15 protein-coding genes and 1 tRNA gene are annotated in these 14,144 nt (G+C 63.5%); 8 read left to right on the plus strand and 8 right to left on the minus strand.

The genetic code is table 11. From position 1 onward, the window contains the following. Positions 1-51: 51 nt before the first annotated feature. On the minus strand, positions 52-2,982 hold the full coding sequence (locus CN933_RS19345; RefSeq protein ID WP_018096883.1) for an aminotransferase: 2,931 nt from the start codon (positions 2,980-2,982) through the stop codon (positions 52-54). Positions 2,983-3,012: 30 nt separating this feature from the next. Next, a complete protein-coding gene (gene hutC, locus CN933_RS19350; protein ID WP_018096882.1) occupies positions 3,013-3,756 on the minus strand; it encodes a histidine utilization transcriptional repressor HutC in 744 nt (247 codons plus the stop codon). 128 nt (positions 3,757-3,884) lie between these two features. On the opposite strand from hutC, the gene hutF reads away from it, so the two are divergent. The 7 genes from hutF to CN933_RS19385 all read left to right on the plus strand — a co-directional run bounded on the left by hutF (position 3,885) and on the right by CN933_RS19385 (position 11,584). After that, on the plus strand, positions 3,885-5,270 hold the full coding sequence (gene hutF, locus CN933_RS19355) for a formimidoylglutamate deiminase (protein ID WP_018096881.1): 1,386 nt from the start codon (positions 3,885-3,887) through the stop codon (positions 5,268-5,270). A 34-nt stretch (positions 5,271-5,304) separates the two neighbouring features. Next, complete coding sequence (locus CN933_RS19360) at positions 5,305-6,339, plus strand: ABC transporter substrate-binding protein (protein ID WP_102762208.1); 1,035 nt, start codon at positions 5,305-5,307, stop codon at positions 6,337-6,339. Positions 6,340-6,476: 137 nt separating this feature from the next. Then, the gene (locus CN933_RS19365; protein ID WP_018096879.1) at positions 6,477-7,334 is read left to right on the plus strand and encodes an ABC transporter permease; all 858 of its coding nucleotides are present in this window, start codon (positions 6,477-6,479) and stop codon (positions 7,332-7,334) included. Then, positions 7,327-8,154, plus strand: a complete 828-nt coding sequence (locus tag CN933_RS19370) for a quaternary amine ABC transporter ATP-binding protein (protein ID WP_018096878.1) — start codon at positions 7,327-7,329, stop codon at positions 8,152-8,154. The genes CN933_RS19365 and CN933_RS19370 overlap by 8 nt, the downstream gene beginning before the upstream one ends. After that, complete coding sequence (locus CN933_RS19375; RefSeq protein ID WP_018096877.1) at positions 8,147-9,646, plus strand: HAL/PAL/TAL family ammonia-lyase; 1,500 nt, start codon at positions 8,147-8,149, stop codon at positions 9,644-9,646. The genes CN933_RS19370 and CN933_RS19375 overlap by 8 nt, the downstream gene beginning before the upstream one ends. A gap of 31 nt (positions 9,647-9,677) precedes the next feature. Beyond that, positions 9,678-11,003 (plus strand): YjiH family protein, encoded by a 1,326-nt coding sequence (locus CN933_RS19380; protein WP_018096876.1) that lies wholly within the window; start codon positions 9,678-9,680, stop codon positions 11,001-11,003. Further along, complete coding sequence (locus CN933_RS19385) at positions 10,991-11,584, plus strand: HutD/Ves family protein (RefSeq protein WP_018096875.1); 594 nt, start codon at positions 10,991-10,993, stop codon at positions 11,582-11,584. Before CN933_RS19380 ends, CN933_RS19385 begins: the two co-directional genes overlap by 13 nt. Before the next feature lie 53 nt (positions 11,585-11,637). Here CN933_RS19385 and CN933_RS19390 read toward each other — a convergent pair whose 3' ends face one another. Both CN933_RS19390 and CN933_RS19395 read right to left on the minus strand, forming a co-directional pair. Beyond that, a complete protein-coding gene (locus CN933_RS19390) occupies positions 11,638-11,862 on the minus strand; it encodes a membrane protein (protein ID WP_018096874.1) in 225 nt (74 codons plus the stop codon). 84 nt (positions 11,863-11,946) lie between these two features. Continuing rightward, a complete protein-coding gene (locus tag CN933_RS19395; protein ID WP_018096873.1) occupies positions 11,947-12,135 on the minus strand; it encodes a hypothetical protein in 189 nt (62 codons plus the stop codon). A gap of 141 nt (positions 12,136-12,276) precedes the next feature. Between CN933_RS19395 and CN933_RS19400 the strand changes: the two genes are divergently transcribed. Next, on the plus strand, positions 12,277-12,477 hold the full coding sequence (locus tag CN933_RS19400) for a hypothetical protein (RefSeq protein ID WP_018096872.1): 201 nt from the start codon (positions 12,277-12,279) through the stop codon (positions 12,475-12,477). Positions 12,478-12,592: 115 nt separating this feature from the next. Here the strand turns inward: CN933_RS19400 and CN933_RS19405 are convergent, their stop codons facing one another. From CN933_RS19405 to CN933_RS19420, 4 genes are all read right to left on the minus strand, one after another. Then, positions 12,593-12,793 (minus strand): hypothetical protein, encoded by a 201-nt coding sequence (locus CN933_RS19405; protein WP_018096871.1) that lies wholly within the window; start codon positions 12,791-12,793, stop codon positions 12,593-12,595. Beyond that, positions 12,775-13,008, minus strand: coding sequence for a hypothetical protein (locus CN933_RS19410; protein WP_018096870.1), 234 nt, complete (start codon positions 13,006-13,008; stop codon positions 12,775-12,777). Before CN933_RS19410 ends, CN933_RS19405 begins: the two co-directional genes overlap by 19 nt. 384 nt (positions 13,009-13,392) lie before the next feature. Continuing rightward, positions 13,393-13,728, minus strand: coding sequence for a hypothetical protein (locus CN933_RS19415; protein WP_018096869.1), 336 nt, complete (start codon positions 13,726-13,728; stop codon positions 13,393-13,395). Between the two features lie 241 nt (positions 13,729-13,969). After that, positions 13,970-14,046 (minus strand) — tRNA-Met (locus CN933_RS19420). Between the last annotated feature and the right edge of the window lie 98 nt (positions 14,047-14,144).

Genomic DNA, 14,144 nt, shown 5'->3' on the forward strand with positions numbered 1-14,144 from the left:
ATGCAGCGGATCAAAGCAGGCGCCGCAGGGAATTCCGGCGGCGCCTTTCTCCTACCATCCCTCTTCGAGCACCCTGGCCAGCATATCGGCGAAGAAATCGGCGCTCTCCCGGGCGAGGCAAAGCGGCGGTTTGATCTTCAGGACGTTCAGATGGTCTCCGGTCGGCTGCATGACGATGCCGAGATCGAGAAGGCGGTCGCAGATCGCCGCGGTTTCCTCGGTGGCCGGTTCGAGCGTTTCGCGGTCGCGGACGAATTCCACGCCCAGGTAAAGCCCCATGCCGTGAACGGCGCCGACGAGAGGAAACCGGTCCCCGAGCGCCTCGAGCCGACTCTTGAGATGGGTGCCCACCGCGCGGGCATTTTCCTGCAGGGCGTCGTCGTGAAGAATGTCGAGGACGGTCAAGCCGACGACGGAACTCACGGGGCTGCCGCCGGCGGAAGAGAAGAAATAGCCTTCCTTCTCCAGCGCATCGGCAATCTCGCGCCGCGTGATGACCGCGCCCAGCGGATGGCCGTTGCCCATGCCCTTGGCGACGGTGATGATATCGGGCACGACGCCCTGTTGCTCGAAACCCCAGAAATGATGACCGAGCCGCCCGTAGCCGACCTGCACCTCGTCGGCGATGCAGACGCCGCTTCTCTCGCGGACCATGGCGTAGACCGCTTCCAGATAGCCGGAAGGCAACGGAATGCCGCCGGCATTGCCGTAGACCGGTTCTGCGATGAAACCGGCGAGCTTCCCGCCTTTCTCGTCCAGTTCCGCGAGCTTTCGAGACACGGCGTCGACATAGTCGCCCGTCGAACCCTCCCCGCGGAACGGGCCTCGATAGGTGTTCGGCGAGACGACGGGATGGACCCAGTCGGGACGCGTCGTCAGCGCCTGCGGATTGTCCGCGATCGAGGTGGAAACGGCGTCGCTCGCGACCGTCCAGCCGTGATAGGCCTCCAGCAGCGAGATCATGTTGCGCGCTCCGGAATGGGCCCAGGCGAGCCGGATGGCGAGATCGTTCGCCTCGGATCCGCTGTTGACCAGAAAGACAGTGTCGAGACCTTCCGGCGCGAGCGCCGCAAGCCGCTCGGAAAACTCCGTCACGGCAGCATAGTGGAACCGCGAATTGGTGTTGAGCAGCGACCATTGCCGCCCGACCGCAGCCGACAGGCGCGGATGCCCGTGGCCGACGAGCGTGACGTTGTTGACCATATCGAGATAAGCGCGCCCTTCGACGTCGAAGAGATGCTCCTTCCAGCCGCGCTCGATCTGCGGCGGCGTGCGGTAATAGTTCTTCTGCGGCCGGGCATAGTGCCGTCGGCGGCGCTCGAGGAGCCCGGCCGCGTCCGGCAAGGCCGCATCGCAATCGAAGCCCAGGATCGGTGCGGGCGACGGGCAAAGCCGGCACCATGCCTCCGCCTGATGTGACGCAGCGAAGGCGGGCGGGTCCACCTCCGGCGTCGTGCAAAGCTGGACGCGCATGAACCCCAGGGCCGACGGATCGCCGGGGACCACGCCGATCCGTGCGCCCGCCTCGAACGCGTCCTCGGCGAGTTCGGCTGCCTCCACGCCGTAAAGATGGAGATGGAGACCTTCGCCCGAGAAGATCAGCTTGCCGCCGCGCTGGTGGAGCCGGCCGGCAAAAGGCGCGTGCACGGCAGTCTGCCCATGCAGGCATAAATCCACGTGCAGGGCGAATGTCCGGGGGGCGCTTGCCTGCAGGAGCCTCGTTTCCGTCAGCCGGTACTCGCCATAGCGCGTCGCCGCGGCACCGGCCGCACGCGCCGCCGATTGCAGGAGCAGGGCTTCGGTGTCCTCGTAATGCCAGCGATCGGCAGGAAGGTGCGGGCCGAGCGAGGAAAGATCGACGATGCCTATTTCCGAAAGGTCGAGCTCGGGCAGCAGCCGACCGCCCATCTCGGGCGGAGAAAGCTGCGGAGCCCTCCCCACGGCCTCTCCGATCGCATGCTCCATGAGTTCGAGAGGCACCGAAACGGCAACGTCGAAGATTTCCCGCTCATGCGCGGCATTGCCTTCGACATAGGCATTTTCCGGATCGACCTCGAGCTGCTGCGCCGTGCTCGCCACGAGAACGCAGGCACGCGCGACGATCAACGGCCAGAGCGCCTTCAATTCGGCATCCGTTAAAGGGCAGACGGCATGGAACGCCTTCACCGCCGGCAGGATATGGAAGGGATCTCCGTCCGAGTGATGCAGCAGCGATGCGCAGGTAACGGCAAGATCGGCGACCACCCATCCTTTCAGCACGTCGCCGAAATCGATGACGCCGTCGGGGATGAGGCGCCCGCTCCTGTTCGCGCGGCTCACGACATTGTCGTCGGTGACGTCCTGATGGATCGCCTGCAGGCGCAGCTCCGGCATCAGCGGCTGAACCCTGCGCATGGCGCCGACCATCGCCTCGGCAATGCGCTGGCGCAGATCGATGTCGCTCATGGCCGAAAGCAGGTGAAGCGCGACCGGCCCCGCCCTTCTGAGGTCCCATTGCAGCTCCCGCTCGAGCCCCGGGTGATCGAAATCCCTGAGTGCGACGGCCAACCGGCCCGCAAGATCGCCAAGTGCCGCCACGGTTTCCACGGCCAGGTGCCTGCGGCGCGTCAGAGGCGTGCCGTCGAGATAGGTGAGCAACCGGAACTGATAGGTTTCCTCGCGAACGGATGCGGCAACGATTTCCTCGCCGCTCAAAGCGGACATCACTTCGGGCACTTTGGGAGCATCGGGCCTGGTGGCGACATGCCGCAAAGCGGCATTCTGGGCTTCGATCTCGGCCCGCGCATATTCGGCACGCGCGATCTTGAGGACGAAACGTCCCTCGCTTGTGTCGACGCGGTAGTTGCGGTCCTGCTGGCTGCCGAGTTCCGTAAGATAGCCGGAAAGGCCGTAATGTTGAGCCAGGATCGCCTGCGCCTCTTCGATCGACACGTCCGGTCTCGCAAGCCGCGTGCGGCGCTTCAGCAATTCGTCTTCCATCATTTCCTTCCCGTCTCTGCGAAGGTGTCCTTCTTACTGCGAAACACCTTCAAGACGATAGCGCGTACCCGGATAGGTGAGCCACGCGACCGTCACATTCGCAGCTTCCGACCAGGTCCGTCGACGGATCATCAGGCACGGTTCGCCGCGGCCGATCGAAAGGAGCTTGCATTCCCACGGCTTCGGCAGAACGGCTTCGACTATCTGCTCCGTCCGCGTGATCGGCGCCACCAACGTCAGATAGACGTTCGGGGTCATGCTGGTGAAATCCTGTTCCAGGTAATTGGGGCAGATTGCAGGATTGACGAAACGGTCCTCGATCTGGATCGGAACGTCGTCCTCCGCGTGGACGATGATCGAGTGAAAGACCCGCGCGTTCGTCGCAAGCCCGAGCGCCTCTGCGACCCCGGTGCTTGCCTGCTCCTCCTCGAGGAGCGTGATCCGCGAGGTATGCCTGTGGCCGCGCTCGCGAATCTCGTCGGCGATATTGCGCACCTCGAGAAGGGCCGTGCTGCCCTTGTGGGCAGCCACGAAGGACCCTACCCCCTGGACCCGCGTGATCGCACCCTCGCTCGCCAGTTCGCGAAGTGCCCGATTGGCGGTCATCCGGCTGACTCCGAGATCGGCGACGATATCGTTTTCGGACGGTATGCGATGGTGCGGCGGCCAATCGCCGCTTTCGATGCGGCTGCGGATGAACTGCTTGACCGCTTCATAGCGCGGTACCGGCCCGTCGTCGAAAACCGCCCTGTCGCTCTTACGACCCGATACCGCCATGCGATGCTCCGTTGCGGCCGGGCGCCGCCGGCCCGGCAAATCAGCGCTTGTTTTCCTTTATTTCCAGCTTGCGCGCCACAAGAAAATATCTATAGTTCCATATACAACCACGCACAGGAACGGCGCTCATGACAGCTTTGTCCGCTCATCGACTGTTTGCCGAACAGGCGCTGCTGCCGACCGGTTGGTCCAAGGACGTCGCGATCTCCGTCGACGCGGCGGGACGCATTCTCGCGGTGGAAGCAGGGCAATCGAAGGCACCGGGCGACGAGCATCTGTCCGGACCCGTCGTGCCGGCGATGGCGAACCTGCATTCCCACGCCTTCCAGCGTGCGATGGCCGGCCTTGCGGAAGTGGCCGGAACAGGCGACGACAGCTTCTGGACCTGGCGCGAGGAGATGTATCGCACCGTCGGCCTGGTCGACCCGGACGATCTCGAGGCAATCGCCGCCAAGCTCTATGTGGAAATGCTGAAAGGCGGCTTCGGCCGTGTCGTCGAATTCCACTACCTCCACCATCAGCTCGACGGCACGCCTTACGCGGACCCGGCGGAAATGTCGCTGCGGATACTAAGGGCCGCGCAGACGAGCGGTATCGCCCTAACCCATCTGCCGGTCTTCTACGCCCATGCCAATTTCGGCGGAGCTGCGCCGAGCGCGGGGCAGCGTCCCTTCCTCAATGATCCCGACGGCTTCCTCGCGCTGCTCGATCGTCTCTCGCCCGCTTGCAATGCGACAGGCGCGAGGCTTGGCTATGCGATCCATTCGTTGCGGGCGGCGACGCCGGAGGAAATGCGCGCGATCCTGGAATCATCGCCCCTCACCGGCCCCATCCACATCCATGTCGCCGAGCAGCCCCGCGAAGTGGAGGATTGCCTGGCCTGGAGCGGCCGGCGCCCGGTCGAATGGCTTCTCGACAACATGCCGGTGGACGAGCGCTGGTGCGCGATCCACGCGACGCACATGACGCCCGACGAGACGAACCGGCTCGCCCGGTCGGGCGCGGTCGCCGGCCTTTGCCCCGCGACCGAGGCCAATCTCGGCGACGGAATTTTTCCCGCGGTCGATTTTCTTGCCGCAGGCGGACGTTTCGGGGTCGGAACCGACAGCCATGTCGCGACGAGCGTCGCGGAAGAGCTTCGGCTCCTCGAATACGGGCAGCGCCTGCGCGACCGCAGGCGCAACCGGCTCGCCGCGCCCGGCGCCTCCGTCGGCAGGACAATCTTCGATGCGGCGCTTGCCGGCGGCGCCCAAGCGGCCGGACATGCCGCCGGAATGGAAGAGCCGGGCATCCGCGTCGGCGCGATGGCCGACTTCGTCGTTCTCGACGGATCCAATCCCTATATCGCCGCGGCAAGCGGCAACCAGATTCTCGACCGCTGGCTCTTCGCACTCGGCGGGGATACGGTTCGCGACGTCATGATCGCTGGCGAATGGAAGATCCGCGACGGACGGCATGACCGGGAGGAAGACATCGATCGCGCCTTCGCGTGCGTTCTGAACAAGCTCAAATAGCAATCGAATCGCGATTAAAAATGGGGGAATGCGCATGTCGATCAGCACAATGAGACTCACCTTCGCTGCCGCCGGCCTGATGCTGGCGGCTTCCGCCAGCGGCGCCAATGCTTCCTATTGCGGCGACGGCAAGACCGTGACCTTCGCCGGCATCGACTGGGAAAGCGGCGCCTTCATCACCGAGGTCATGAAGACGATTCTTGCCAAGGGATACGACTGCCAGGTCGACTCGATCCCCGGCAATTCCGTGACTCTCGAACAGGCAACCGCCAACAACGACGTGCAGATTTTCGCCGAGGAATGGCTCGGCCGTTCGGACGTCTGGAACAAGGCGGTCGAAGAAAAGAAGGTGGTGGCCGTCGGCAAGCCCTTCGTAGGTGCCAGCGAAGGCTGGTTCGTGCCCGACTATGTCGTCCACGGCGATCCCGCTCGCAATATCGAAGCCAAGGCGCCGGACCTGAAAAGCGTATCACAGCTTACCGATCCGAAGATCGCCGAGATTTTCGCCGATCCGGAGGAGCCATCCAAAGGCCGGTTCCTCAACTGCCCCTCCGGTTGGACCTGCGAGGGCGTGAGCACCGCCAAGCTCGAGGCCTACAAGCTCGATGAGGCCTATGTGAACTTCCGGCCGGGGACGGGAACGGCGCTGGATGCGGCGATCACCTCCGCCTATCTCCAGGGTGAGCCTATCCTCTTCTATTACTGGTCGCCGACCGCGATCATGGGGAAATTCAAGCTGATCCAGCTCGAAGAGCCGGCCTATAACGAAGCCTGCTGGAAAGAACTGAGCAGCGCCAACGGCAAACGTGACGAAGGCTGCGCCTTCCCTTCCGTCGACGTGGCCTATGGCGTGAACAGCACCTTCGCTTCGGAAGCGCCGGAAATCGTCGAGATTCTGGAAAAGGCAACATTCCCGCTCGAGGAGGTCAACGCCAGCCTCGCCTATATGGCCGACAACAAGGTCGACGCCACGGCGGCTGCCGCCGAATTCCTGAAAACCAAGGGCGACGTCTGGAGCAAGTGGGTCTCGGAAGAGGCGCGCGGCAAGATCGAAGCCGGTCTCAAGTAAAAGCGGCCTTTCCGGCCGGCAGTCGCCAGCGCCCCGCCACCAGGCGGGGCGCGTTGCGACGGTAGGGAAAGGGCTGCTTCCCCGGGCCAGGAGGGTCTTGGCTTCGCGCCGCCGCCCTGAACAAGGAACGATATCCGATGTTTCCGGACTCTCTCAATCTCTCGATCCGCGCGCCGGTGAACGATTTCATCCAGGCGCTCGTCACCAATTACGGCTGGGTCTTCAAGGCGATCAGCGCCGTCATCCTGAAGGCGGTTCTGTTCATTGAATGGATCCTGCGCGGCCTGCCCTGGTGGCTCGTCATTCTCGCCTTCATGGCGCTTGCCTGGCGGAGCTCGCGGCGCTGGTCGCTGACGCTGGCGGTGGGCGCGTTGCTGGTCGCCGTCGGCGTCCTCGGACTCTGGGACCTGACGATGCAGACGCTCGCGCTGATGCTGATGGCGACCATCGTCTCGGTAGTGATCGGCGTGCCCATGGGGATTCTCGTCGCGAAGAGCCGCACCGTCCGCAACATCACTCTGCCGGTGCTCGATGTCATGCAGACCATGCCGAGCTTCGTCTATCTCATCCCGGCGCTGATGCTCTTCGGGCTCGGCAAGGTGCCCGCTATCCTCGCGACCATCATCTACGCCGTCCCGCCGCTGATCCGGCTCACCGATCTCGGCATCCGCCAGGTCGACGCGGAAGTCGTCGAAGCTGCGACGGCGTTCGGCGGCAGTCCGCGACAGATCCTCTTCGGCGTCGAACTGCCCCTTGCGACGCCGACGATCATGGCCGGCCTCAACCAGACGATCATGATGGCGCTGTCGATGGTCGTCGTCGCCTCGATGATCGGCGCGCGCGGCCTCGGCGAACAGGTGCTCAACGGCATTCAGACGCTCGACGTCGGCAAGGGCCTCGAGGCCGGCATCGGCATCGTCATTCTCGCGATCGTGCTCGACCGCATCACGCAAGGCTTCGGCAAGCCCCGGACGGAGGACGCCCGCAATGGCTGATATAGAGATCCGGAACGTCTACAAGATATTCGGGCATGACGCCAAGAAGGCGCTCGCCATGCTCAAGGACGGTCTCGATAAGGCCGATATCCTGGCGAGGTCCGGCTGCAGCGTGGGCCTCAACGATGTCAGCCTGAAGATCGGCGCCGGAAAGATCTTCGTGATCATGGGGCTTTCCGGATCGGGCAAGTCGACGCTGGTGCGCCACCTCAACCGGCTGATAGAACCAACGAGCGGCGAGGTCCTTTTCGACGGCGACAACATCCTCGACCTGGGTGCGAAGGCGCTGCGTGCCTTCCGCATGCGGCGCGTCAGCATGGTCTTTCAGAGCTTTGCCCTGATGCCGCACCGGACCGTGCTCCAGAATGTCGTCTACGGACAGCGCGTGCGCGGCGTGTCGAAGGACGATGCCCGCGAAATCGGCATAAAATGGATCGAAACGGTCGGCCTGTCCGGCTACGACGCGAAATTTCCCCATCAGCTCTCGGGCGGCATGAAGCAGCGCGTCGGCCTTGCACGAGCGCTCGCCGCCGACACCGATGTGATCCTGATGGACGAGGCTTTCAGTGCCCTCGACCCGCTGATCCGCGGCGACATGCAGGACCAATTGCTGCAACTCCAGCAGAATCTTGCAAAGACCATCGTCTTCATCACCCATGATCTCGACGAGGCCCTACGCATCGGGTCGGAGATCGCGATCCTGAAGGACGGTCAGGTCGTTCAGGTCGGCACACCGGGCGACATCCTCGACAACCCTGCCAACGACTATGTTGCCCGGTTCGTCCAGCGCAGGCACGAAAGGCCGGAGACCCATGGGTGAGATGATTTCGATCGATGGGCCGCTTACCTGGCGCGAGATCGCTTCGATCGCCGAGGGCGTCCGCCTCGACCTGTCGGAGCCTGCGCGCCGGCGGATCGCCCATGCCCGCCGGATCGTCGACGCATTGGTGGACCGCGGCATCCGTGGCTACGGCATCAACACCGGCGTCGGCGCCCTTTGCGATGTCGTCATCAGCCGTGAGAACCAGCAGGCGCTCTCGCGCAACATCATCCTGAGCCACGCTTGCGGCGTCGGAGATCCGCTAGGTCGAGTGGAAGCCCGGGCCGTCATGGCAGCACAGATAGCCAACTTCGCCCACGGCTATTCCGGCGTGCGGATCGAGACGGTCGAAACACTCTTGGCGCTGCTCAACGCCGACATCATCCCTCTCATTCCGTCGCGTGGTTCGGTTGGATATCTGACCCACGCCGCCGCGATCGGCCTCGTGCTGATCGGTCACGGCTCGGCCATGCTGGGGACTGAAAGACTGAGCGGCGGCGATGCCCTCGCCCGTCTGGGGCTTGTGCCGTTGCGGCTCGAAGCGAAAGAAGGTCTCAGCCTCGTCAACGGAACCCCGTGCGCCACCGGTCTGGCGGCACTGGCGCTCGCACGCACGGAAAGGCTCTTCGCCTGGGCCGATGCAGCCGCGGCGATGACTTACGAAAACCTCGGCAGCCAGGCCAATGCCTTTGCCGAATTGCCCTTGGCTCTGCGCCGATCCCCTGGCCTGAACGCAGTCGGCGAAAGCCTGCGCGACTGGCTGGCGGATAGCCCGATGCTGGCAGGTACGGCCGGCACCCGCACCCAGGATCCGCTGAGTCTCAGGGCCGTGCCGCAGGTGCATGGCGCCGCCCGCGACGCCTTCGGCCAGGTAGCCGAAATCGTCGATCGCGAACTTGCAAGCGTTACCGACAACCCGGCCGTTGCCGGTGCGCCGGAGTCACCCGAGGTGCATTCGCAGGCCCATGCCGTCGGTGCCGCGCTCGGCCTCGCAATGGACAGCCTCGCCGTCGCGGTGGCGGAGGTCGCAGCAATTTCCGAGCGCCGCATCGACCGGCTGGTGAACCCTCTGGTGAGCGGTTTGCCTGCCTTCCTCGCCGGCGATAGCGGCGTGTGCTCGGGTTTCATGATCGCGCAGTACACGGCTGCCGCGCTCGTGGCGGAGAACCGGCGGCTCGCAGCGCCGGCCAGCCTCGACGGCGGCATCACCTCCGCGCTTCAGGAAGACATGCTCACCCACGCGACACCGGCGGCCTGGAAAGCGCTCTCGATCGTCGACAATCTCGAGCGGATCCTGGCGATCGAACTGCTTGCGTCCGCTCAGGCCTATGAGCTGCAGCCGCAGGGACCTGGCAAGGCGCAACGCACTGCTGCCCTTTACGGGCGCATACGCTCGGAGATTCCCGCCTATCGCGACGATCGCCCGATGAACGAAGACTTCGACCGGATGCGGCTGTTGATGCGAGCCGCGCCGTCGAAGGCCAGCCTGTAACCCCGCTCTGAACGGGAAGGGAGGAGACGACATGACGCACATCACCACCGAGGCAGGGGGCTCGCGCGGCGGCGCAGCCTTGCGGCTCATTCTTTTCAGCCTCATCGGCATATTTCTGTTCTTCGTGCCGGTCGAAATCGCCGGCAAGTCGACGATCCTGCTCGACCATGCGGCAACGGCCATATCGACCCATGCACGGCCGGTGGCGATCGGCTTCGTATTGCTGCTGATGGCGTACGGCGCCTTCGGACCCATCGTGAAGGGGACCTGGCGCAAGACGACGACCGACGCCGTCTTTTCGGTCCTGCGCGTCCTCGGACTGGTGCTTGCCGGCCTTTATCTCGCCGGCATAGGGCCCGCGATCCTCTTCGCGCCCGACATGCTGCCCTTCCTCTTCGATAAGCTGGTGCTGTCGGTCGGGCTGATCGTACCCATCGGCGCTTTGGCACTCGCCTTTCTGATCGGCTACGGCCTTCTCGAATTCACCGGCGTGCTCGTCCAGCCCGTGATGCGGCCGATCTGGCGTACGCCGGGCTGGTCCGCCATCGACGCCGTCGCTTCCTTCGTCGGCAGCTACTCCCTTGCGCTCCTCATCACCGACCGCGTGTTCCGCGAAGGCAAGTACACGGTGCGCGAAGCGGCGATCATCGCGACAGGCTTTTCCACCGTGTCGGCCACGTTCATGATCATCGTGGCGAAGACGCTGGGGCTCATGGATATCTGGAATTTCTACTTCTGGACGACGCTCGTCGTCACGTTCATCGTTTCTGCCATCACCGCCCGGATCTGGCCGCTTTCCCGCCTTGCGCACGAGGGCGATCGGGACCAGCCGTTGCCCCCGGGGCGCAGCCGCCTGAGCGTCGCCGCGGAGACCGGCCTTGAGCAGGCGGCAATCGCCAAGAGCCTACCGGCGCTGCTGCGCGAAAGCTTCCTGGATGGACTGCGCATGGCGGCGATGATCCTGCCGAGCATCATGGCAGTCGGGCTCATCGGACTTCTCGCCGCCAAGTTCACGCCGATCTTCGACATTCTCGGCCTGACGCTCTACCCCTTCACCTGGCTCGCGCAATTCGGCCAGCCGATGCAGGCGGCAAAGGCGCTCGCCTCCGGTCTCGCCGAGATGTTCCTGCCCGCCATCCTGCTCAAGGAGGCAGTGCCCGAGGTGAAGTTCCTGGCCGCGGTGGTATCGGTCAGCCAGGTTCTGTTCCTGTCCGCCTCGGTCCCTTGCGTGCTGGCGACCTCGATCCCGCTCAGCTTTCGCGATCTTCTGGTGATCTGGTATATTCGCGTCGTATTGAGCATACTGGTGACGGCGCCGATCATTTGGATCGGAACGTCGATGGGATGGCTCGGCTGACGATGATGCGAATTCTGCGCTCGAGCGAGTACAGGCATATGCCGTGGAAGAACGGCGGCGGAGAGACGGTGGAAATCGCCGTCTCTCCGGACCGTGCCACCATTGCCGATTTCGACTGGCGCATAAGCATGGCGACCGTCGCCACCAATGGCGCCTTCTCGATCTTTCCCGGCATCGACCGCACCCTGTCGATCCTGGAGGGTAGCGGGATGACGCTCGCGATCGAGGGCCGGCAACCGAAACTGCTGACCGCCTCGGACGCCCCCCTCACCTTTCCTGCCGATCTGCCGACATCCGCGACCCTCGCGGATGGCCCGGTCACCGATCTCAATGTGATGACACGCCGCCAGGCATTGAAGCACCGCGTGCGCAGGATTCATGTCGAGGGCTCGCAGCCGGTGGCTACGAGCGCCCGCGATCTCGTTCTCTTCTGTCATCGCGGCAGCGTTGCGCTCGTGACCGAAGGCGTTTCCGCAACCCTGCACGGGCTCGACGCGGCGGTTCTCGTCCAGCCGGCCACGCTCACGCTCTCGGCCGACATCGCATCGGAAGTTTTCCTGATCGAGATCGGCCCGGCCTGAACGCCGCGCCATCATCCGTTTTTGTCTCGTCCGGAACAGGGAGGCACGCTGTTTCAGCGCATGCCGAAGAGCAGGAGAATGCCGCCGACAACCATGAGCACGACGCCCAGCCAGTTGCGCAGCGGGCTCAGAAAGCGCAGCCCTTGCCCGCGCGGCTCAAGCGTCTGCTTGGGATTGCCTTGCGGCGGCTGGCTCAACCGCCGCCGCCCGAGCGCCTCCCAGGCCATGTAGAGAAGCCCGCTGATAAAAAGAACTGCACCGGTGAGAGTTGCCCACACGTGCGCCTCCTGCGGCTGCTGCTGCGTGTATCGCCGTTTCGACGGAACAGCGAACGATTAGACGGCAATGGAAACGCGGAGATGTCAGCGCATGCGCGTCTGAGGACGCACGATGTTCATCTGAAGCTCGTGGCTGGATGCAAATCGCCCGAGAACCCTGATCAGGCGGCGTTCCTCGGCCTTGTGGATGCCGGTGCGCCTGCAATACTCCGCCACATCCCAGACATGCCTAGCCTGGGATTTGTCGAGCTTTCCAATTTCCGCGTGTTTCATCCTGCGCCTCCCAACTGCGTTGGTACTAACGCCGGACGGGCACAAATGGTTCCGCATCGCGTTAAGTCCGGCGGACGCTCCCGGGGCCGGAACCTTTGCGCGCGGCCGCGGTTTCGACCATGACCTACCGGAGGTAATGTCATGACCCGAACCTGGGAGCGACTGGCGCTGATCGGCGCCGCCGTCATCATAATCGCCAGTGCGATTTTCTACGTCTATGTCGACCGCTTCCCCTCGACCAATTCCACCAGGATCGAGGACACCAAGGTCAATGCCGACGGCATCGAAACCATCGACGAAAATCCGCCGAGCGCCACGGGCGACAAGGATAACCCTTCGTGAGCCCTTCCCCTCGCGCCTCGCGCGGGGCTCGAATGGCACGCGCCCGCACGAGGCCGGAGCGGACCGGCTCGGCGCAAGGGCATGGGGCCGAAAGGCCGGAAGCGGCTCAAGGACCTCAAGGGCCTCCTGCCATCGACCCCACGACCACCATCACCACCGCGTCGACGTCGATTTCTCCGTTGACCGCGAGCTTGTCTCCCGCCTGGCGGACCTGAAGCTTCGAAGGGTTTTCTGCCGCCTGCCGCTGAAGTTCTTCGATAACGGCATTGATGGCCTTCGCCTCCAGATTGCCTTCGTTCAGATGGCTGGTACCCATTTCCAGAAGACCCCTTCCTTTCGCTCGGGATAATATTTGAATTCGCACTCGAACCGCCGCCCGTATGCGGCTGCCTCGGCTAAAGCCGTTTCCGAGGGCGGGTTCATTCCCGTTCCCGGGGCGAACCAGTCCTCCAGGAGATCGTCGGGGATATAGGCCCCGATTCTCAAGGGAAGACTGGTCAATGCGGAATCCATCTCTTTCGGCGCCGGCATGCGATCCTCCTGACCGACCCGGAGCGGGATGAGGAAAAGTGTGTGCGATTTTCAACCCGCATCCGCTCCAACTTCTTGGAATCGATCACGGTTGTGTTTTTGGGTCAACCAGACCTGAAAACATCGTGATCTGGAGCATTTCCGCTCCGCCAATGCTCTAACCTTTCGTTGCCACAATTCCGAACGGAAGACGTCTGCGCACTTTCCCGGAATTGCTCGAACAAAGCCGGCGCCGGGAAGTTCCGTCGCGGCTCATTCGTACAGACAATGCAGCCGCGTTGACCGAGCGTTGCCGTTCGTTGCAGCGTGCTGAACGGCGCCGTGCGTCCGGAAACGCGCGGCACCATATGCTGGCGGCCGTTCGGCTATACTAGCAGAAGAGGCTCAACCTATGCGAGGACATCCCGGCCGATTTGCGAAATAGACGGTCGTAAGCCGACCGCGCCGGCCGACACCGTCGACCGCAACCTCGCGGCGCGTGATCGACCGGATATCCGGATCGCGGATTCCAAGTCGATAGGCGCGACGGATGGCCTGACGCTCGCTGCAGCCGCGAGACCGACGATAATCATAGTCGTCATCGTCGTATCTGCGATCACGCAGCTGCGGACCGTCCGGACCGATATACAGGTCGAAGGACTGGGCTGACGAAGCAGAAGGTACAGCAGCCGCCGCGCCGCCCAAAATCAACCCGGCCGCGAAAAGCCTGCCGATGTTCATGACTTCTCCTCCATGCTCTCATTTGAGAGTTTGCTTAAACTCATATTTGAACGGCAGGGGAGCGGATTGGTTCCGCCCATCAATGGCATTTGGCTCGCCATCTTCATGCGGAATGATCTGGATATATCGACCTGGAGCAGAGGACTTTGCAAACCATCGACAATCCGTTCGGCACGAGATTGTCACCCTTGTCTTAGGTACATTCTGTTACCTATGTCTTCGGGCTGGACAAATGTCTGATTGGTAGCGGAGGAGGGATTCGAACCCCCGACACAAGGATTATGATTCCTCTGCTCTAACCTACTGAGCTACTCCGCCGCCGGTGCCGTGAAGCTTCTGAGCGAAGCCCGTCTTGGCTGGTCGGGCGGCTTATAAGGCGCTGTTCCGGCTAGTGTCAAGCAATGTCTTCGGGAAAA

It is taken from the genome of Sinorhizobium sp. M4_45 (genome assembly GCF_002885915.1).
GTDB lineage: Bacteria > Pseudomonadota > Alphaproteobacteria > Rhizobiales > Rhizobiaceae > Sinorhizobium > Sinorhizobium meliloti_A.